This window comes from Sphingomonas oleivorans, from assembly GCF_003050615.1.
In the GTDB taxonomy this organism is placed as follows: Bacteria; Pseudomonadota; Alphaproteobacteria; order Sphingomonadales; family Sphingomonadaceae; genus Sphingomonas_H; species Sphingomonas_H oleivorans.
Window position 1 is genome coordinate 586,410 of the sequence record NZ_NWBU01000004.1, and the last position, 20,468, is coordinate 606,877.

At 64.1% G+C, this 20,468-nt stretch carries 17 protein-coding genes; 10 read left to right on the top strand and 7 right to left on the bottom strand.

The genetic code is table 11. The features are described from left to right. The first annotated feature begins 24 nt into the window (after positions 1–24). Complete coding sequence (locus CLG96_RS03040) at positions 25–759, top strand: metallophosphoesterase family protein (protein ID WP_107966353.1); 735 nt, start codon at positions 25–27, stop codon at positions 757–759. A gap of 6 nt (positions 760–765) precedes the next feature. Here the strand turns inward: CLG96_RS03040 and CLG96_RS03045 are convergent, their stop codons facing one another. From CLG96_RS03045 to CLG96_RS03055, 3 genes are read right to left on the bottom strand one after another with little or no spacing between them, the layout of a single operon-like run. After that, entirely contained in the window at positions 766–2,184 is a 1,419-nt protein-coding gene (locus tag CLG96_RS03045) for an efflux transporter outer membrane subunit (protein WP_107966806.1), read from the bottom strand. Next, positions 2,171–3,346, bottom strand: a complete 1,176-nt coding sequence (locus CLG96_RS03050; RefSeq protein ID WP_107966354.1) for an efflux RND transporter periplasmic adaptor subunit — start codon at positions 3,344–3,346, stop codon at positions 2,171–2,173. The genes CLG96_RS03045 and CLG96_RS03050 overlap by 14 nt, the downstream gene beginning before the upstream one ends. Continuing rightward, positions 3,339–6,530 (bottom strand): efflux RND transporter permease subunit, encoded by a 3,192-nt coding sequence (locus CLG96_RS03055; protein ID WP_107966355.1) that lies wholly within the window; start codon positions 6,528–6,530, stop codon positions 3,339–3,341. The genes CLG96_RS03050 and CLG96_RS03055 overlap by 8 nt, the downstream gene beginning before the upstream one ends. Before the next feature lie 153 nt (positions 6,531–6,683). Here CLG96_RS03055 and CLG96_RS03060 point away from each other — a divergent pair, with 153 nt between their 5' ends. The 3 genes from CLG96_RS03060 (at position 6,684) to CLG96_RS19350 (ending at position 8,608) form a co-directional block, all read left to right on the top strand. Further along, a complete protein-coding gene (locus CLG96_RS03060) occupies positions 6,684–7,622 on the top strand; it encodes a LysR substrate-binding domain-containing protein (RefSeq protein WP_107966356.1) in 939 nt (312 codons plus the stop codon). Between the two features lie 9 nt (positions 7,623–7,631). Next, positions 7,632–8,075 (top strand): thioredoxin TrxC, encoded by a 444-nt coding sequence (gene trxC, locus CLG96_RS03065; RefSeq protein WP_107966357.1) that lies wholly within the window; start codon positions 7,632–7,634, stop codon positions 8,073–8,075. Positions 8,076–8,185: 110 nt separating this feature from the next. Continuing rightward, on the top strand, positions 8,186–8,608 hold the full coding sequence (locus CLG96_RS19350; protein WP_107966358.1) for an EAL domain-containing protein: 423 nt from the start codon (positions 8,186–8,188) through the stop codon (positions 8,606–8,608). Here CLG96_RS19350 and CLG96_RS03075 read toward each other — a convergent pair. Continuing rightward, positions 8,598–9,596: an aldo/keto reductase gene (locus CLG96_RS03075; RefSeq protein ID WP_107966359.1), complete on the bottom strand. Its 999-nt coding sequence runs from the start codon at positions 9,594–9,596 to the stop codon at positions 8,598–8,600. The genes CLG96_RS19350 and CLG96_RS03075 overlap by 11 nt on opposite strands. A 95-nt stretch (positions 9,597–9,691) precedes the next feature. On the opposite strand from CLG96_RS03075, the gene CLG96_RS03080 reads away from it, so the two are divergent. Further along, positions 9,692–10,603 carry a LysR family transcriptional regulator gene (locus CLG96_RS03080; protein WP_107966360.1) on the top strand — a complete coding sequence of 304 codons (912 nt, stop codon included), beginning with the start codon at positions 9,692–9,694 and terminating at the stop codon, positions 10,601–10,603. Positions 10,604–10,636: 33 nt separating this feature from the next. On the opposite strand, the gene CLG96_RS03085 is transcribed toward CLG96_RS03080, so the two are convergent. Continuing rightward, positions 10,637–10,864, bottom strand: a complete 228-nt coding sequence (locus CLG96_RS03085) for a hypothetical protein (RefSeq protein ID WP_107966361.1) — start codon at positions 10,862–10,864, stop codon at positions 10,637–10,639. Between the two features lie 230 nt (positions 10,865–11,094). On the opposite strand from CLG96_RS03085, the gene CLG96_RS03090 reads away from it, so the two are divergent. The 5 genes from CLG96_RS03090 (at position 11,095) to CLG96_RS03110 (ending at position 17,991) form a co-directional block, all read left to right on the top strand. Then, a complete protein-coding gene (locus tag CLG96_RS03090) occupies positions 11,095–11,631 on the top strand; it encodes an RNA polymerase sigma factor (protein WP_165799499.1) in 537 nt (178 codons plus the stop codon). Next, complete coding sequence (locus CLG96_RS03095; RefSeq protein WP_107966363.1) at positions 11,600–12,565, top strand: FecR family protein; 966 nt, start codon at positions 11,600–11,602, stop codon at positions 12,563–12,565. The genes CLG96_RS03090 and CLG96_RS03095 overlap by 32 nt, the downstream gene beginning before the upstream one ends. A 77-nt stretch (positions 12,566–12,642) precedes the next feature. Beyond that, the gene (locus CLG96_RS03100; RefSeq protein WP_165799500.1) at positions 12,643–15,522 is read left to right on the top strand and encodes a TonB-dependent receptor; all 2,880 of its coding nucleotides are present in this window, start codon (positions 12,643–12,645) and stop codon (positions 15,520–15,522) included. Between the two features lie 81 nt (positions 15,523–15,603). Continuing rightward, on the top strand, positions 15,604–16,470 hold the full coding sequence (locus CLG96_RS03105; protein WP_107966365.1) for a hypothetical protein: 867 nt from the start codon (positions 15,604–15,606) through the stop codon (positions 16,468–16,470). 402 nt (positions 16,471–16,872) lie between these two features. Continuing rightward, entirely contained in the window at positions 16,873–17,991 is a 1,119-nt protein-coding gene (locus CLG96_RS03110; protein WP_107966366.1) for a radical SAM/SPASM domain-containing protein, read from the top strand. Positions 17,992–18,036: 45 nt separating this feature from the next. Here the strand turns inward: CLG96_RS03110 and CLG96_RS03115 are convergent, their stop codons facing one another. Together CLG96_RS03115 and CLG96_RS03120 are read right to left on the bottom strand one after the other, a co-directional pair. Continuing rightward, positions 18,037–19,194 carry an acyltransferase family protein gene (locus CLG96_RS03115; RefSeq protein ID WP_107966367.1) on the bottom strand — a complete coding sequence of 386 codons (1,158 nt, stop codon included), beginning with the start codon at positions 19,192–19,194 and terminating at the stop codon, positions 18,037–18,039. A 302-nt stretch (positions 19,195–19,496) separates the two neighbouring features. Continuing rightward, positions 19,497–20,354 carry a LamG domain-containing protein gene (locus tag CLG96_RS03120; RefSeq protein WP_107966368.1) on the bottom strand — a complete coding sequence of 286 codons (858 nt, stop codon included), beginning with the start codon at positions 20,352–20,354 and terminating at the stop codon, positions 19,497–19,499. Positions 20,355–20,468: the final 114 nt, after the last annotated feature.

The window sequence follows — 20,468 nt, forward strand, 5'->3', positions numbered from 1 at the left end:
AGACCTTGCCGCTATTCTCACGCGATGAGAATAGCGGCCATATCCGACATTCACGGCAATCTCGCGGCGCTGGATGCCGTGCTGGCGGACATTGCACGGCGCAATGTCGATCTGGTCGTGAATCTGGGAGACATATTCTCGGGCGCGCTCTTCCCGCGCGAGACCGCCGATCGCCTCATGCCGCTCGGTTTCCCGACCATCCGAGGCAATCATGAGCGGCAGATATTGACCCTCGATCCCGGACGCATGGGGCCATCCGACCGCCTCGCCGCCGACTGCCTCACTCCGGACCAGAAAGGCTGGATCGCCGCGCTGCCTGAAACGCTCCGGATTTCGGAGGAGGTGCTGCTGGTGCACGGCACGCCGGACAGCGATCTGGCCTATTTCCTCGAAACGGTGGATGAAACGGGTCTTCGCCCGGCGACGATGGCCGAGATCGAGGCGCGCGCCGGCAACGAACCCGCGCGGCTGATCCTATGTGGACATACCCATATGCCGCGCGTGGCCCGGCTCGACGATGGTCGCCTGATCGTCAATCCGGGCAGCGTCGGCCTGCCCGCCTATGAGGATGACCGGCCATTCCCGCACAAGATAGAAGCCGGCTCGCCATATGCCCGCTATGCGATCGCGGAGCGGGGGGACGGCCAATGGACGGCGCGGCTGCTGATCGTGGGCTATGATTGGAATGAAGCGGCGGACATAGCGGCTGCGCGCGGGCGGCAGGACTGGGCGCGCGCGTTGCGCACCGGCTTCGCCTGAAAGACGTCAGCCGCTGAGCGCCCCGCCTGCGCCATAGTCGCCGCCCAACGCGCGGATGAGGGCGACGGCGGTTCGCATGCGCTCCGTCTGGATGATCAGGCTGGTCCGCTGCGCATCGAGCGACGCCGTCTGGGCGATGACGACCTCCAGATAATCGGACGCGCCGTCCCGATAGCGGGTGAGCGCGAGATCCTCGGTCCTTGCCGCCGCCGCCGCCGCGTCGCGCTGGTCCTTGGCCTGCGTCGCCAGATGTCGCGCGCTGGCGAGCCCATCCTCTACCTCGCGAAAGGCGGCGAGCACGGCGGCGCGATAATCTGCGGACGCTTCCTCGAACAGCGCGCGCGCATTCTGCACCTCCGCCCGGCGCCGGCCGCCGTCGAAAAGGTTGAGCATCGCGGAGAGAGGTCCGAGCGCCCAATAGCTGGCAGGCGTGCTGAGCAGCGAGCCGCTCGCCGCCTCGAAACCGCCGGCGAGGCCCAGCGTCACTGTAGGAAAGAAAGCGGACCGCGCGACCCCGATCCGTGCATTGGCGGCCGCCATGCGGCGTTCCGCCTCGGCTATGTCCGGGCGGCGCTGGAGCAGCGCGGAGGGCGCGCCGGCCGGCACGTCCGGCGGCGCCAGCGGCTGGACGGCGGCAGGGATGGAGAAGCTTGAGGCGACCTCGCCGACAAGGGCTGCGATGCCATGCTCCACCGCCGCGCGCTCATTCGCGACCTGGGACAGATCGGCGCGGGCATTGGAGAGGAGCGTGCGCGCGCGGCTGACGTCCATTCCCGAGGCGATGCCGCCATCATGCCGCGTCAGCGTGAGATCATAGGCGCGCTCATAAGCGGCCACCGTCTGCCGGAGCAGCGCCGCCTGCGCATCGAGCCCGCGCAGCCGGAAATAGGCATCGGCGAGCGACGCCTGCAGGCTGAGCCGGACGGAGGCGAGATCGGCTGCATCGCCCTCGGCATCCGCACGGGCGGCGCGAACGCTGTTGCGCACGCGGCCCCATAGATCGGCCTCGTAGGAAAGCGTGCCGTCGAGGGAGAAATCGTTGAAGGTGGCGGAGCGCCCTTGTGCCAGCGGACGCCGCCCGGACAGGCGCTCGCGCGAAGCGGCCCCGCCCACATTCACCTCGGGATAATAATCCGTCCCCGCGCGCCGAACGAGCGCGACCGCCTGATCATAGCGGGCGAGCGCGGCGGCGAGCGTGGGGCTCGCCCGCTCGATCCGGCTTTCGAGATCGTCCAGCACCGGATCGCCGAAGGCCCGCCACCAGGCACCGCGCGGCATGCCATCCATCGGCGTCGCGGACGTCCATGGGCCGGCTTCTCTGTAGGCGGCGGGCGCGACCGATGCCGGCGGCTGATAGTCAGGCGCCGTGGCGCAGCCGGCAAGCGCCGTCGCCGCGAGGAGGATCGCCGCCCTAGCCGCGCGCATCGGCCGCTCCCCCCGCTCCGGCCACCGTGGCGCCCTGAACGCGGACATGATCGCCGGTGGCGATGGCGTCCGGCGGCGTGTCGATGATCCGCTCGCGGCCCGTGAGGCCGGCGGTGACCTCCACCTCGCGGCCCTCGTCGCGGCCGATCGTGACGGGCTTCAGCGTCACGATGCCGCGATTGTCGACGATCGCCACCATCGGCCCTTCCTCGCGGAAGATCAGCGCGCTCGACGGCAGGCGCACGCTGCCGGCCGCCGCCGCGATCGGGAACTTCACCTGCGCATAGGCGCCGGGCTTGAGCGCGCGATCGTCATTATCCGCCTGAAGCTCGACCAGCACAGTACCCGACTGGACGTCCACCGCGCCCGCCGTGCGCGTCATCACTGCATCGAAGCTGCGGCCGGGATATTCGGGCAGCGTCAGCATGGCATGGAGCCCCGGCTTGACCTGCGAGGAAAAGCCCTGCGGCACGCGCACATAGATACGCATGCGATGAATGTCGGATACGGTGAACAAGGGCGTGGCGGCAGCCGTGCCCGACGTCACCAACGCGCCGATCTGCGCCGAACGGCTGGTCACGGTGCCATCGAACGGCGCGGACAGGCGCGTGAAGCCGAGCAGCGCGCGCAGGCGCTTCACATTGGCAAGCTCGGCATTGGCGACGGCGATCTTGGCGGCAAGATCGCCCGCTTTCTCGTCCGCCTCCTGCCGCGACACCGCATCCTTGCCGAGCAGCGTGTCCCAGCGCGCGGCAGTGCTCTGCGCCAGCCGCTGATTGGCGAGCGCGGTCTGATAATCGGCCTGCGCCTGTGCGAGCTGCTGCTCCAGTTCCGGCGCGTCCAACAGGGCGAGCGCCTGGCCGGCGCGCACATTATCGCCGATATCGGCCAGCCAGCGCCGCACATAACCGTTGGTGCGCGCATAGATGGGCGCGCTGTTGAACGCCTGCACATTGCCCGGCAGCACCAGCCCGTCGCCATCCCCAGATTGTTTCGGGGCAACGAGGGCGACGGTCAGCATGGCATTTTCGGCCGCGACCTCCTTCAGCGCGCGTTCCGAATTGGCGCGAACGGATATGCCGAACGCGGCGACGGCCAGCGCGCCGATCGCGGCCGCGATCCCGACATGCTTCAGCGTCCTGGTCTTGCGATCGTCAGGCATAAGCGGCTTCCAGTTCCTTGGAGACTTGCTTGCTCCGCCCCTTATGGTGAACGAAGCTGAAAAAGACGGGGACGAACATCAGCGTGGCGAAAGTCGCGACCAGCAGCCCGCCGATCACGGCGCGGCCCAGCGGCGCATTCTGCTCGCCGCCCTCGCCCAGCCCCAGCGCCATCGGCGCCATGCCGATGATCATGGCGAGCGCGGTCATCAGCACGGGGCGGAAGCGGACCATGCCCGCCTCGAGCGCGGCCCGGGTCGCATCGCCCAGTTCCGCCAGCCGCTCGCGCGCGAAGCTCACCACCAGGATCGAATTGGCGGTGGCAACGCCCATGCACATGATCGCGCCCGTTAGCGCGGGCACGGACAGGGTCGTGCCGCTGACGAACAGCATCCAGACGATGCCGGCGAGCGCCGCGGGAAGCGCTGTGATGATGACGAACGGGTCGAGCCAGCTCTGGAAATTCACCACGATCAGCAGATAGATCAGCAGGACCGCGCCGATGAGGCCGAAGCCCAGGCCGAAAAAGGCGGCGTTCATCGTGCTATATTGGCCGCGCAGCGTGACCGTGACGCCCTTGGGCTGCTCCTTTTCCAGATCCTTGATCGCGGCCTGGATGTCGGCTGCGACCGCGCCCAGATCGCGGCCCTGCGTCGTCGCATAAATGTCGACGACGGGCTGGATATTATAATGGCTGACGATCGGAGCGGCATTGCTGCGGCGCACCACCGCTATGCCGCCCAACGTCTGGCTGGCCACGGCGTTGGCGCCGGACACGGGGATATTCTGAAGATCCGAAACCGATCCGACGCGATATTCGGGCGTCTGCGCAACGACCGGATAGGAAACGCCATTTTCCGGGTTCAGGAAGAAGACCGGGGCGGTCTGCGACGTGCCGGCGAGGCTGTTGGCGAGGCTGGTCGTCACGTCGCGCTCAGTGAGACCGAACTGGCCGATGCGCGAGCGATCGACATCGACATTCAATTGCGGATAGCGCGTCGATTGCTGGATGCGCGCATCCGCCAGCCCCGCGATCATGCGCACGCGGCGCAGCAGCTTCGCCGCATAGGCCGCATTGTCGGCGGCCTTGCGCCCGCTGATCTGGATATCGATCGGCGCGGGCGCGCCGAAATTCAGTATCTGGCTAGTGATGTCCGCCGGCAGGAAGGCAAAGCTGCTGCCCGGAAAGCTTTTCGGCAGCTCGCGGCGCAGCGTTTCGACATATTCGGCGGTGGGCCGGTGATCCTCGTTCAGCGCGATCAATATGTCGCCATCCTGCGGGCCGATCGTGCCGCTATTATTGTAGATGGTGTTGAGCGGGCTGACCGGCAGGCCGATATTGTCGACCACCGATTTCAGATCATTGGCCGGGATCAGCTGGCGGATGCGCCGCTGGATGCGATCGAACTCCGCCGCCGTATCCTCGATCCGCGACCCCACGGGCGCGCGGACATGCATGGTGATCTGCCCCGCATCGACTGCCGGGAAGAAGTTGCGGCCGAGGAAGGGCACGAGCAGGAAGGACAGCAGCACGACCGCCATGAAGCCGATCATGAACGGCTTGCGCCGATCGAGCGCGCGTTCGAGCAGATCGCCATAGCGCAGGCGGAGCTGTTCGAACCGCGTCTCGAACCCGCGCTGGAAACGGACCAGCGGATTGCGCGATGCAGCGGTGCCCGCGGCGTGCGCATCCTCCCCCGCAGCGTGCGGCTTCAGCAGATACATCGCCATGGTCGGCACCAGCGTGCGCGACAGGATGAAGGAGGCGATCATCGCGAAGACCACCGACAGCGCCATCGGCACGAACAGATAGCCCGCGACACCCGGCAGGAAGAGCATCGGCACGAAGACGATGCAGATGCACAGCAGCGAGACGAAGGCCGGCGTCACGATCTGCGCGGCGCCATCCATGATGGCGGGGATTACGCCCTTGCCCTGTTCCAGATGCCAGTTGATATTCTCGATCGTCACGGTCGCATCGTCGACGAGGATGCCGACCGCGAGCGCGAGACCGCCCAGCGTCATCACATTGAGCGTCTGGCCGAAGGCGGCGAGCGTCGCCACCGCCGCCAGCACGGCGAGCGGGAGCGAGAGCGCGATGATGACGGTCGAGCGCCAGGATCCGAGGAACAGCAGGATCATCAGCGAGGTGAGCGCGGCCGCAATCGCCCCTTCCTTCACCACGCCTTCCACGGCTGCCTGGACGAAGAGCGACTGATCGCCGATCGGCGTGATCTGCAGCGTTTCGGGCAGGCCCTGCTGGATCCTGGGCAGTGCATTCTTGACCCCCTGCACGATGGCGAGCGTCGATGTGGCACCGTTCTTCAGCACTGTGAGCAGCGCCGAGCGGGCGCCGTCGACATGGATCACATTGGTCTGCGGCGCGCTGCCGTCGCGGACGAAGGCGACGTCGCGCATATAGATTGTCGCGCCGTTCACCACCTTGACCGGAAGATTGTTCAGCTCCTCGATCGAGGAGGGCGCATTGTTGAGCTTCACGCTATATTGATAGGAACCGATCTTGGCGAAGCCGGCCGGGTTGATCTGGTTCTGCGCGGCGATGGCGTTGCCGACATCCTGCGCCGACAGCCCCTTGGACTGGAGCGCCTGCGGATCGATATCGATCTGCACCTGCCGCTGCCTGCCGCCCGAGGGGAAGGGCATGGCGGCGCCGGGCACGGTCACGAGCTGCGGGCGGATCTGATTCTGGCCGAGATCGAACAATTGCTGTTCGGTGAGCCCCTTGCCGGACAGGGCAAGCTGGATGATCGGCACCGTCGAGGCGCTATAGTTCAGGATAAGGGGCGGCGTGACGCCGGGCGGCATCTGCCGCAGCACGGTCTGCGACACGGACGTGACCTGCGCGGTCGCGGTGCGGATGTCGGCGCCGGGCTGGAAGAAGATCTTGACGATGCCGATGCCCTGCAGGGACTGGCTTTCGACATGTTCGATATCGTTGACGGTAGTGGTCAGCACCCGTTCATAGGGGGTGATGATCCGGCCGGCCATCTCCTCGGGCGGAAGGCCCGCATATTGCCACGCCACCGCGATCACCGGGACCCTGATGTTCGGGAAGATGTCGACGGGCGTCCGGAACGCGGCGAGGAGGCCCACGATCAGGATCAGCATCGCCATCACGATGAAGGTCAGCGGGCGCTGGAGCGCGATCCTTACAAGAGCAATCATCAAACGCCTTTCCGGACGGCCACAGGGCACGGGCAGCTGCTCTGGCCGTGCTCCATGGTCGGTCGCCGTAACGAATGATGCTGCGTTGCATCATGAAAGCATGCAGGTCTAATATATGATGCGGCTTGATTGATATCGAAAGCGACCTGTTCCGTGGAACTCCGCCATCTGCGCTATTTTCTGTGCGTCGCCGAGGAGCTGCATTTCGGCCGTGCCGCGCTGCGCCTCGGCATCTCGCAGCCGCCGCTCAGTCAGCAGATCCGGGCGCTGGAGGATGATCTCGGCGTTCGCCTGTTCCGGCGCACCAGCCGCCGGGTCGAGCTGACCGACGTCGGCCAGCTCTTCGTTGAGGAAGCGCGGCGGACGATCCATCAGGCGGAACAAGCCGTCGCCGTCGCCCGGCGCGCGCAGGGAGGCGAGATAGGCAGGCTCGCCATCGGTTTCTCCACCTCCGCGCCGTTGACGCCGCTGGTGACGAAGGCGCTGTTCGCGTTCCGCCGCAGCCATCCCAATGTCCATCTCGATCTGGCGGAAATGTCGCGCGACGCGCAGATCGCGGCGGTCGCCGACCGCAGGCTCGATATCGGCTTCGTGCGCAGCATCGATTCTCCACCCACGCCGAAGGGGCTGGTCGCGACCATGTTGCTGGAGGAGGATATGCTCGTCGCGATGCGCGGCGATCATCCGCTGGCCGGGATCGGACGCGCGATCAGGATCGGCGATCTGGAGGGCGAGCCCTTCGTCCTCTACGAACGCGATCTGGGCGCCGGATTCAACGAACAGGTGATGCTGCTCTGCCGCCGCGCCGGCTTCGAGCCCAAGGTCGTGCAGACGGTGCAGGGTCTGGCGAGCCTGCTCGGCCTCGTCGCGGCGGGCTTCGGCCTGACGATACTCACCCGTTCGCTGATGGCACTGCACCCCGAAAATGTCGTCTATCGTCCGCTCGACGATCCCGCCGCGGTCAGCCGCCTGTGGTTCATCCACCGCAACCAGCCCTGCCCGCCCTGCACGCGCTTCATCGACATCGTCAGCGCCGGGCCCGGCCATGATGCCGCCCATGATCAGGACCGAACCGTAGGCGCGGACGTTTAGGAAGGCGAGATGGAGACGAAGATCATCCTGAGCTGCCCGAACTGCGCCACGCTCAACCGCGTGGCGACGGCGCGGCTGGGCGAAGGCGGCAAATGCGGCCGCTGCGGCAACGCCCTGTTCCTGGGACGGCCGATCGAGCTCAATTCGGCCAATTTCGAGCGCCATGCCGCAGCGAGCGACCTGCCGCTGCTGATCGACTTCTGGGCATCGTGGTGTGGACCGTGCCGCCAGATGGCGCCGGCCTTCCAGGCCGCGGCCGCTCGGCTCGAACCGCGCCTGCGCCTCGGCAAGCTGGATACTGAGGCCGAGCAGGGCATTGCCAGCCGTTTCGCGATCCGCAGCCTCCCCAGCCTCCTCCTCGTCAGGAAGGGCCGGGAGGTGATGCGGACGGCGGGCGCGATGCCGGAAAGCGCGATCGTGCAATGGGCGGAACGCGCGCTCGTCGCAGCCTGAGCGTCGCTCGGGTGAGGACTACGGAAAATACCAAGAGAATTGCCGCAGACCGAAGGCAGAGCCGATTAACACTTGATTGGCAATTGCAGACCTAAGACCGGCCTACGACAATCAATGTCTCGCCCGTGCAGTTCCGGCTGCCCAACCTCGTCGAGCAGGTCGCCGCGATTCTCGCGAGAACCGGACTGGACGGCAGGCGATTGGAGCTGGAGATCACCGAAACGGTGCTGATGCGCGATCGCGAGACGGTGCTGGCGACGCTCCATCGCCTGAAGGCGCTGGGCACGCGGATCGCGATGGACGATTTCGGGACGGGCTATTCGTCCCTCAGCAACCTTAAAAGCTTCCCGTTCGACAAGATCAAGATCGACCGCAGCTTCAGGGCTTTCTGCGCGGCAAACCCGATATCGAGCCGAGCGCGAGGCTCGGGCCACATCGCCAACGGGCATGAGCAAGGCCGGCAGGGCAGAGCTGGGCTACCCCGCCGGCATTTGATTGATATCGCGCCAGCAACGCGCGCTGTCAGAGATTGACCATGGAAAGATCGCGCGGATTGTAGCGATCGCCGGCAACCGCCGTCTCGGGCACGGCGCGGTCGATCGCGGCCAGTTCATCCGCCGTCAGCACGAGGTCGGCCGAAGCCGCATTCTCCTCCAGATGGCGGACTTTCCGGGCGCCGGGGATCGGCACGATATTGTCGCCCTGCGCCAAGAGCCAGGCGAGCGCCAGTTGCGCGGGAGTTGCGCCGCGCGGCTCGGCCAGCCGCTCCAGCTCAGCCACCAGCAACCGATTGGCCGCGGCGGCCTCGGCCTGGAAACGCGGCAGCGTGCGGCGGAAATCATCGGCGGGCAGCGTCTCCGCCGGCGCCAGCTTGCCCGTCAGGAAACCGCGCCCGAGGGGGCTGAAGGGCACCAGACCGATGCCGAGCTCGCGGCAGACGGGCAACACCTCCGCCTCGAGGCCACGCGTCCAGAGCGAATATTCAGACTGGACCGCCGCGATCGGATGGACGGCATGCGCGCGCCGGATCGTCGCTGCCGACGCCTCGGACAGGCCGAGATGGCGCACCTTGCCCTCCGCGACCAGCACCGCCATCGTGCCGACCACATCCTCGATCGGCACGTCGGGATCGACGCGATGCTGATAGAGCAGGTCGATCGTCTCGATGCCCAGCCGCTTGAGCGATCCTTCCACCGCCTCGCGAATATGTTCGGGCCGGCTGTCGACGCCCGCCATGCGCTCGCGCGCGGTGCCTTCCGGCAGGATCTTGAAGCCGAACTTGGTCGCGATCACCACTTGGTCCCGGATCGGGCGCAGCGCCCGGCCGACCAGCTCCTCATTCGTATAAGGGCCATAGACCTCGGCCGTATCGAAGAAAGTGACGCCGATCTCCGCCGCGCGATGCAGCGTGCGGATCGAATCCGCCTCGTCGCTTGCGCCATAAGCGTGGCTCATCCCCATGCAGCCGAGGCCGATGGCAGAGACCTCCAGTCCGTTCCTTCCGAGCCTGCGCAATTCCATATCATCCTCCTTGATCGGAAGAGCGCTAGATGGACCCGCGGCATTGCTCCTATAATCCGCAATTGATCGCACGAAGTGATGAGCAGGATTCAGCAATGCCGACCGCCGGCCTATCCGAACTCGATGCCTTCGCCTGCGTCGCGCGCCACCGCAGCTTCCGCCGCGCGGCGATCGAGCGCGGCGTCTCGCCCTCCGCGCTCAGCCATACGCTCCGCATATTGGAGGAGCGGATGGGCGTCCGCCTGCTCCATCGCTCGACCCGCAGCGTGATGCCCACCGAAGCCGGCGAGAAGCTGCTCGCCCGCCTCGCGCCAGCGCTGGCCGAGATCGACGCGGCGGTGGAAGGGATCAACGCGTTTCGCGATCGCCCGGTCGGAACGCTCAGGCTCAACGTCTCGCGCTCGGTGGCGCGGCTGATGATGCCGCCGCTCGTCGCCCGCTTCCATGCCTTATGCCCGGAGGTGAGGCTGGAGATCGTCACCGACGACGGCTTCGTCGATATCGTGGCGCAGGGCTTCGATGCAGGCGTGCGCTTCGGGGAGAGCCTTGCCCGCGACATGGTGGCCATTCCCTTCGGCCCGATGCAGCGTTTCGCGGTCGTCGGTGCGCCGGCCTATCTCGAACGACGGGGCATCCCGGCAAGCCCGCGCGAACTGCCCGGTCATGCCTGCATCGCCCGGCGCTATCCCAGTGGCGCGCTCTATTCCTGGGAATTTGAGCGCGGCGATGAAGCGATCGAGGTGGCCGTGACCGGTCCGTTGGTCGTCGATGATGCCGACGTCACGCAGCGCGCCGCGGAGGAGGGGCTCGGCCTTGCCTTCCTGCACGAAACGCAAGTTCTGGACGCGCTGCGCTGCGGCCGGCTGATGCGCGTGCTGGAGGATTGGTGCCCGCCCTTCCCCGGCTATTTCCTCTATTATTCCAGCCGTCGCCAGATGACGGCCGCGCTGCGCGCCTTCATCGACATGGTCCGCGCCATGCAGAAGGAACAACTATCCCTTGCATGACGGCGTTGCGGCTCCTGGCCGACATGCGCGACGCTAAAGGCGCTGCGTCCCGCAAATATATTTCTGGACGGCGACGCCGAGCGCCGTGAGCTTGAAGGCCGAAGCCGGCCTGTTCACGGAAGTCGCGCAGACTATGCCGAGCTTTTCCAGCGGCTCCATCGACCTATCGCCGAACTGGACCGGCCGCGGGCCGCCGATCCGCCGGATCAGCTTGCGCTGGCCCTCGCTGAGCCCAGCTACGGTCGCCTCGATTTCGTTCATACGTCACACCCAAAGCGCGGGGGGATTTGAACCCACCGGCAGGCTAGGCGCCAATTCCTAACGAATGGCTAAGAAATCAGGCCGGGCGGCAGCGCGTTCTCGCCGGAATCGAACCTGACAAAAATAGTTCATCAGCCATCCCTAAGCCATTCCGCCATCACCTTCCGGAAAACCCTGCCAAAGCCCTGATGCCCGCCACATCGGACATGATAGACTGGCTCGCCACGCATGTGCTCGAGCATGAAGCGGACGTGCGGGCCTGGCTGCGGCGATCCTCCTTCAACGGGATCGATGCCGACGATATCGTCCAGGAGACCTATTGCCGCCTGTCCATGCTGAAGGAGGTGGACTCGATCCATAATCCGCGCGCTTATTTCTTCACGGTCGCGCGCAGCATCGTGCTGGAAGCGATGCGCCGTTCGCGCGTCGTCCGGATCGATGCGCTGGCCGATCTCTCCACGCTCGACATCGCCGACCCTTCGCCCTCAGTGGAACGGATCGTGAGCGGCCGGCAGGATGTGGCGCGCCTCCAGACGCTGATCGCGGCTTTGCCGCAGCGCTGCGCGCAGATATTCACGCTGCGCAAGGTGCATGGCCTGTCGCAACGGGAAGTAGCACAAAAGCTAAATCTGTCCGAAAACGTTATAGAAAAACAGACAGCACGTGGACTCAGGTTGCTGCTGCAGGCAATTACCGACGCGAACGAAGACAGACGAGAAGCTCCGAAACCGCAAGATGATGACCGGCGAAGCCTTCGACAACATTGACCAGCAGGCGAGCCATTGGGCGGTTCGTGTCGCGAACGGCACGTTGACGCAAGCGGAAGCCAATCATCTCGAGGCCTGGCTGGCGATGGACCCGCGACATCGCGGCGCCTTCGTGCGCGCCCAGGCCGGCTGGCGGATGCTCGACCGGCTGAGACATTCCGAACCCGAGTCGCATATCGTTACCCCCGCGCCCCGCGCGCCGCTCCTAACGCGGCGGCGCCTGATCGCGTGCGGGAGCGCGCTCGCCGCTGGCACGGCCGCCGCGATCCTCCTGCCGCCGCTCCTCGTCGGATCGCGATATTCGACCACGACCGGCGAGGTCCGCCGCGTGCCCCTTGCCGATGGATCGAGCGCCACGATCAACACGGCCAGCACCATAGACGTCCGCTATGACGCCGAACGCCGCTCGATACGGCTGGTGGAGGGCGAGGCCTGGTTCGACGTCAATCCCGATCCCGCGCGACCTTTCCTGGTGCAGGCAGGGGATATCCGCGTGCGGGCCGTAGGCACCGCCTTTTCCGTGCGCCGGCGGGGGGAAAGCACCGACATTCTCGTCACCGAAGGCGTGGTCGAGGCATGGAAGGTCAATGACAAAGGCGCGCGCGCGCACATTGTGGCAGGATCGAGCGCGAGCGTGGACAAGGGCGCGGTCCGGCCCTCACCGGAAACGGAGGGCAGCGCACGTGCCGTCGAGCGCCAACTGGCATGGCGCGAAGGGCTGATCGTGCTGGACGGCGAAACGCTCGACGCGGCCGTCACCGAATTCAACCGCTACAATGTCGCGACACTGAGCGTGGCCGGGCAGTCGCCGGAAAAGCTGCGGCTTGTGGGCGTATTCCGCGCGACCGATCCGGAGGCCTTCGCCGCCGCCGCCGCCGGGCTTGCCGGGGGATATGTGCAAAAAAGCGGCAACATGATCGTCATTCACCTGTAACTATATAATATTTCCTAATAATTTTTGGGAGAAGGGGGCGGAAAATCCCTCGGTGTTCATCTTAGAGGATGAACCAAGTGACCGGGGGGTTTCAGGTGATCGACAAGACCATTCGTTCGTTCATGGCGGCCACGGCCGTCGCGCTGGCATTGGCCCATGTGGCGCCGGCGCAGTCGCAGATGCGCAACTTCAACATTCCCGAACAGCCATTGCGCTCGGCCATTGCCGAGCTGGGCGTGCAAAGCGGCCTGCAACTGCTGGTATCGGATGCCGATCTCGCCAACCGGCAGGCCCCACCGATCCGTGGCGAGATGGACGCGCGTGCCGCGCTCCGCCGGCTCATCGCTGGAAGCGGGCTGTCGATCGCATCCGACGACGGCCGGACCATCCTGCTGACCCGCAAGGAAACGCCGCGCCCTTTCGCCCCAGCCGCCCCTGAGACCACGAACGAGGAGACGGCGATCGTCGTGACGGGCGACCGGCTGTCGCAGGCCCTGTCGATCCAGACGAAGCGCGACGCCTTCACCGTGACCGATGCGATCTCATCGGACGATATCGGCAAGCTGCCCGATCATAACAGCGCCGCCGCGCTGCGCCGCATCCCGGGCGTCTCGACGCAGGAGGATCAGGGCGAACCGCGCTTCCCCGTGCTGCGCGGGCTGAGCTCGACCTATAACCGCACCTCGATCAACGGCTCGATCGTCGCCTCGGTCGACAATAGCGCGCGCACCGTGCCGCTCGACATCGTGCCCTCGACGCTTGCTTCCAAGCTCGAAGTGATCAAGACGATCACGCCCGATCTCGATCCGAACGCGATCGGCGGCACGATCAACATCGTCACCAAAAGCGCGTTCAGCGAAGATGGCTTCTTCTTCTACGGCCAAGGCGCGCTGGGCGATTATCAGCAGAGCGGCGAAATAAGGGGCGACAAGCTCTCCTGGCGTGCCAATGCGACCACGGGCACCCGCTTCGGCCCCGACGGCCAGTTCGGTCTGGTCGCCTCGCTGAGCTACCAGATCCGCGACAGCGACATTCCACAGGTCGAAACCGCGAGCCCCAGCTATCGCCAATATACTGCCGCGGGCGTGCCCGTCGCGCTCAACGCGGCGAACGGCAACGGCAACCTCGTGCCCGTCCAGCAGCGCCTGTTCGTCTATAATAATCGTCGCGAGCGGCTGGGCGGCGCGCTCGCGCTCGAATGGCAGCCCGATACATCCTTCTATGTCCGCGCCTTCGGCAGCTACAACCGCATGGAGGATGATGAGGAGCGCAGCGAAAACCGGATCGAGCCGAGCGGCAACGTCTCCGGCCAGACACCGACCGGCGGCAGCTTGGCGACCGGCCGCAACATCGTCGGCCTCGGCCGCTTCCAGATAAACCGCTCGATCTGGACCGGGCAGCTTTCGGCGCGCTACGAACCGAACGACATGCTCCACTGGGAAACCGACCTGGTTTATTCGGGCGCGGAGCTCGACAATCCGGAGAGCACCGAGGAATTCGCGACGCCCGCTTCGGGCATGTTCGGCTTCGATTATGATTTCGACAATTTCTTCTTCAAGTTCCGGCCGCGCAATCAGGCCGCGGTCGACGATCCGGCCAATTACCGCTTCAGCTCGCGCACCGAGCTTCAGCGCGGGAGCCAGGAAGATGTCTATGAGGCGCGCTCGGCCCTCTCGTTCTCGACCGACAGCATCGCCGATCGCGCCACGCTGAAGCTCGGCGGCGTCTATCGCTCCACCGCGCGCGATGCGGATCAGGATTTCACCTCGCTGACGCTACCCGCCTCCGCCGGGCTTAACTACACGCTCGCCGATGCCTCCGGCCGCATGCCGATCGATGTCGTCGGCGGCTATCGCTTCGGGCTGCGCATCGACAGCGACAAGGCCAATGACTTCGCCGCCGCCAATCGCGCGCGCTTCACGGCAAGTTCCAGCAACATATCCTCGGATTATCAGGTGGACGAGGATGTCTATGGCGGCTTCATCCAGGCCCAGATCGAGCTGGGCGCGCTGAACCTGCTGGGCGGCGTGCGCTATGAACGCACCGATGTCGACTCCAGCGGCGCCCGCATCGTCAATAACGGCCCCACACCGGTGACGCGGTCGGGCAGCTATGACAATTGGCTGCCGAGCGTCCATCTGCGGTGGAATGCGGCGCCCCGGCTCGTCCTGCGCGGCGCCTATACCAACACGATCGGCCGGCCGGATTTCGGCAGCATCGCCGCGCGCGAGTCGATCAGCCTTCCGGGCGGCGGCATTCCCACGCTCAGTCGCGGCAATCCCGATCTGAAGCCGCGCGAGAGCGAAGGGCTCGATGCCTCGATCGAATATTATCCGTCCGGCGGCATGATCTCGCTCGCTATCTTCCACAAGAAGATCAAGAATGAAATCTATACGCTGACGAGCCTGGAGAGGATCGACCTCGGCATCGGCCGCGGCGTGGAGGATGTGAACGTCACGCAGGCGCGCAATATCGAAAGCGCCAAAATCTTCGGGATCGAGGCGGGCCTGCAACAGGCGCTGACCTTCCTGCCCAGCCCGCTCGATGGCTTCGGCGTCAATCTCAACGCCACCTATGTCAACAGCGACGTCAATTACCGCACGTCGCCGACCAGCGTGCGCGATCCCGGCCTGTTCCTCCAGCCAGAATGGATCGCCAATGCGCAGCTTTATTATCAGCGCGGCGGTTTCGAGGGCCGTGTCTCCTATAATTATATCGGCGGCTTCCTCGAGACGATCAACGCCACCATCCCTGCGGCGGATCAATATTGGCGTGAGCGTTCCACGGTCGATGCGCAGATCAGCTATCGGCTCAACCGGCATGTCGAGCTGTTCGTCGAGGGCGAGAATCTCACCAATGCCGGCCGGCGCGAGCTGACCGGGCCGAACCGCGACCTGCTGCAGGAAGCGGCGACCTATGGGCGCGCCTTCTGGGCCGGCGCGTCCGCCCGCTTCTGATCGGAAATATTCCACCGATCGCGATCCACTCCCGATCGCCGAGCCACCCCGCTCGGCGATCCCACAGGCGGAGACTTTTCCATGCGCAGCCTTATCCTTTCGCTGCTTTTCGCGACCACGGCGGCCGGCGGCCAGCCGGCATCCGCGCCGCCGCGCGGCTATGTCCCACCCGAACCGCTCCCCATCGCCCGGCTCGAAGCGCGCGAAGTCCGCCGTTTCTCCGCGCCCGAGGCGCGGCAGGGCGTGGCGGTCGATGCGCGCTTCTTCTATGCGATCGTCAATTCGCGCATCGGCAAATATGACAAGCAGACGGGCAAAAAGCTGGCCGAATGGATCGGCGATCGCCGCCGCATCACCCATCTCAATTCCTGCGTCGCGGCCGAGGCCAGGCTGATCTGCGCCAATTCCAATTTCCCGCAGGTGCCGATGGCGAGCTCGGTCGAGATTTTCGACACCGCCACCATGCGCCACATTCAGAGCGTGCCGCTGGGCATGCGGCTGGGGTCGCTCACCTGGGTCGAGCGCAAGGACGGCGTCTGGTGGGCGGGCTTCGCCAATTATGACGAGAAAGGCGGCGAGCCGGGGCACGACCATCGTTTCACCATGGTCGCCAAGTCCGACGATGGCTGGCGCCAGATTGGCGGCTACCGCTTCCCCGATACGGTGCTGCAGGTGTTCGCGCCGCTCAGCAATTCGGGCGGAAGCTGGGGCGATGACGGGCTGCTCTACGTCACCGGCCATGACGCCAGCGAGATCTATGTGCTGCGAGAGCCGGGCGAAGGGCCCGTGCTCGAACATGTCGCGACGATCGCCGCTCCGCTCGAAGGCCAGGCCTGGGCCTGGGACAGATCGGCCGGACGGGCGCTCTACGGCATCACCCGCCGGGACGGCGAGGTGGTGATGATGACGATCCCCCCGGTGCCGCTACCGGCCCGCCCGGCCGAGTGAAGAAAGACGCTTCATTCGGGGCGAGATGCGTCGCCGGACTCGCCCTCCTATCCCGACGAAGCGCATCATGACGAGCAATAGCGCGCCCTTCCAAGCAGATGACAGATCGCTGCGAGACGCCTCCTTTCTTCCTGCATTGAAAGAATGAACCCTACAATAGAGGAGTTTTATTCCAGCATACGGTCGCCACCATGCACGAATGTCGTTTTTCCAATATTATATTTATGAGTATTTATATACAATAAATCATGGATATATAATAATCTTCTACGAGCATATAATATAGGCCCTATTGTTACGTCTAAGTTTCAATTTTTCCATTGACACATCCCCCGGCATGAAGCGACCATGGAGATAGTTAGTTATATCACGCCAAGTTGCGGCCCGTGATGCAGAGGGGGGATGGTAATGCGTGCGGGGCAATCCTCGCCTCTGGTCGTCGACGGCCGGCAAGCCCCCGGCTGGGGTGACCGCGTCAGCCGCTGGCTGAAGGTTCGGGAAATGCGCCATTTCTGGCGCAAGCAATATATTTTCCGCAAGAATCTGACACCCCGCAAATTGGCTAATTTTGCGCTGCGAGGCGCGGCCTTCGCGCTGAAGTCGCCGAATCTCGGCGGCGTGCCGGTGCATATCAAAGTGGATGTCGCGCCGCAGTGCCAGTTGCGCTGCCCCGTCTGCCTGCACGGCGCGATGGAAAAGGACCAGCGCCAGACGCTGCCCGAGCCGATGCAGCTCGAAACCTTCACCCGCCTCGTCGATCAGGTTCGCGGCCGGACGCATGTCATGTCGCTCTACAATCTCGGCGAGCCTTTGATGAACAGGGCACTGCCGGCGATGATCCGCTATGCCGCCGATGCCAATATCAACACCTACATCACCAGCAATTTCAGCTTTCATCTGAGCGACGCGCGGCTGACTGAGCTTGCCGAATCCGGCCTGACGCTTCTGATCGTCGCAGTCGACGGGATTTCCGACGCCACCTATGGCCGCCAGAGGATCCGCGGGCGCTGGGAACTGATCGAGAGCAATCTGCGCCGCTTCATCGCCTTGCGTGGAACGCATGGGCCGCGCGTTACTCTGCAATATATCGTGTTCGACCATAATCGGCATGAGGCACCGACGGTCACCGCCTATTGCAAGGCGATGGGCATAGACGATGCGCTGATCTTCGAAGGCACGACGACGCCATGGACAACCGAATTCGCTCCGCGCGCGGGATGGATTCCCAAGCCCCGGCGCCGGCTGCCGCGCTGCGCCTGGCCCTTCTTCTCGTCGCTCATCGCGCCCAACGGCAATGTCTATGGCTGCTGCCACTATCGCATGGACGAAAATTACCTCCGTCAGGAAGAGACACGTCCGCTGGGAAATATCAACGACATGCCCGTCGCGGACATATATGCCTCGGAGGCCTATCGGACAGCGCGACGCCTGGCGATCCATCCGGCGCAGAACGGTCCCGTCTCCGGCCATTTTTGCGAAGGTTGTCCGGTCATCCAGGGAGGAATGCCCCTCCTTCGCTGACGAAGAGGCACCCCGTCCTTCACCCCGGACAGCCCGAACCGGCGGTCAAACCGCCAGCGCCTTGCCTCTTCTGGCTGCCCAACCATCCGCAATGCGATTGAAATAATCCCGGAAAGGCACCTCGATCCACGAATAGGTGAGACGGGAGAGGAACAGCAGCAGAGCGACATAGACGATCGCCAGCGCATCCATCGCCCATGGCCCACCGATCGTTATCAGAAGCTCCCGCACCCCGGGCACTGCTCCGAAGATCGGAATGTGGAGTTTCGCCTGCGCAACCCGAAGCACATCGTTCATCACGGTGAGGATCGGAAAATGGATCAGGTAGATCGAAAAGGAAACAGTCCCGACCATGACGAACGGCTTGGTCGCCAATATGCCGGATACCGGCCCAGCCGACCGGGCGAAGATGGTGATCGCCCAAGCGAATATCGCCGGCGCCACGAGCGGCTGATAGGTGAAGTCCATCATGAACATCAGCAGGATCAGGCCGGTCGCCACAATCTCCAGCCATGCCCCCTGCCCGGGATGCTCCCGCCGGGCGAGGAAGAATTGATACGCCAATGTGCCGAGAAAGAAGCCATAGATGCATTCCATCGCGCCGGCGCCCTCGATTCTGCGAAGAGGAAAGCCCATTGCGCAATTGAGCGCGACCATCGCCGCCGCAAGCATGGCGAGCCCAAGCGCAATCCTTCTGTAGCGAACGCCGCCCAGGACGAGGGCGACGAAAAAGACGGCATAGACCCAGAATTCGGCGCTGATCGTCCAGCTTGGTATGTTCCAGCTATATCTGGGAAAGAATCCCAGCCCCTGGATCAGCAGGAGATTACCGAAAAGCGAGGGGATGGACCAGGCATCGCTGAAGGGCTTCGACCCGGACGAAAGATCCGCCAGCGTGACGAGTATGAACTTGGCGCTTTCGGAGCCGACGAGAAGCAGCAGGGTGAAGAGATGAAGCGGATAGATCCGGCCGAACCGTCGCAGAAAAAATGGCGCAGCATCGGACCAACCGCTGATCTTGCGCCCATAAGCGTGCATCATGACGAAGCCGCTCAGCACGAAGAAGAAGATGACTCCCATCTCGCCGTTGCGAACAACGGGGAAATTATAAAAATGCCCTGCGGCGCTTAGATGGTAAAGAGCGACTATGACCGCGCAGATTCCACGCCAGCTTTCGAGTACGATGAATTTCTGCCGGTCCATGCCATCTCCCCCGACGCTGGCCCCGAGCAGGCTCTATAGATAGCCACAAAGATGGCTGATAGTGCGCCGATGCCAGAGACTCGGATATATGCGGCAATCCGTTATATAAATTCAATAGACTATTTTCCCTTCGAAAATTTGTTCAAAAATTGAGCATGATTTGGTTTTCGTTACGTATTCGTATCGTTATTGCTTTTCTTCGGCCTGACCGTGCATAGACAAGCAGCGCACCGACATGGTCAGCGCGCGCAGAACCGATCAAATCAGATGGCGAGGCTGCCAGACCATCCGCTATTGGGAACTCAGTCCCCTGCTATAATAGCTCCGCCGCCGCGTGGCTTATAGGCGCGGATATAATCCACATACATCCTCATCGGACTGACCGCCTGGGCCACTTCCGACGGAAGAATGGCGAGTGTCACCAGAGGATAGAGAGGAACGTTGAAATCCTCAGGCAGCGCGATCCGCGCGACTTCCTTGCGGTCGACATAGATATAGGCGAAACCGCTTATGACCTGAGCCCCATAACTGTGCCAATTGCCGTCGGTGATCACGCCGTCCATCCCGACATAATTGGACTTGAACGTATGGCTCGCAGGCGCCTTGGGCCAGATATGCACGCTATGATGATGCCCCTTGGGATCACCGCCATACCATTCGATCGCATCCACCTCGACATGACCGGTATCGGGCTTGTCCGGCGAAAGCAGCCAAAAAGCGCCCCAATAACCATAGGTGGTGACCCCTCGGAATTTTATCCGGGATTCAAAATAGCAGCCGTTGCATGCAAATCCCCAGTCCGGAGAAAAGGAGGCGGTGCCGGCGGATTGGGCGGCGTCCGCCGTCTGCACGGAACCGGATCGCCATTTTCCGTCCAGCTGATAGGCGGTCAGCGTGAGATAGCCATTCTGAATCTTGTAGGCCTGCTCACCCGGCGCATCGAAGATACCGGCGCCATAGGGTGTATGGACCGGCGCGAACAGCTTCGGCCCGCGAAAGCTCCATTGCCTGTTGAAATCTTCCGTAAAGGCAAGGTCGTAATTATCCAGCACCAACTCCGTGCCTGTGCTGTCCTCGATCCAGGTCACGGACATAGATCCACCCGCAAACGCGGTAGTTGGGACTGCAATCAGTGAAATCGCAAAGGTTCGCGCCCGCATTGGGTTAAATCCCCTGTCATGATGGTATCGCGGCCTTAACGAGTATCCATAAATATTTTGTTCCCATGCCAGATGCTCGGTCACCCCGGAAACGAGACACGACGTTTGTTTTCC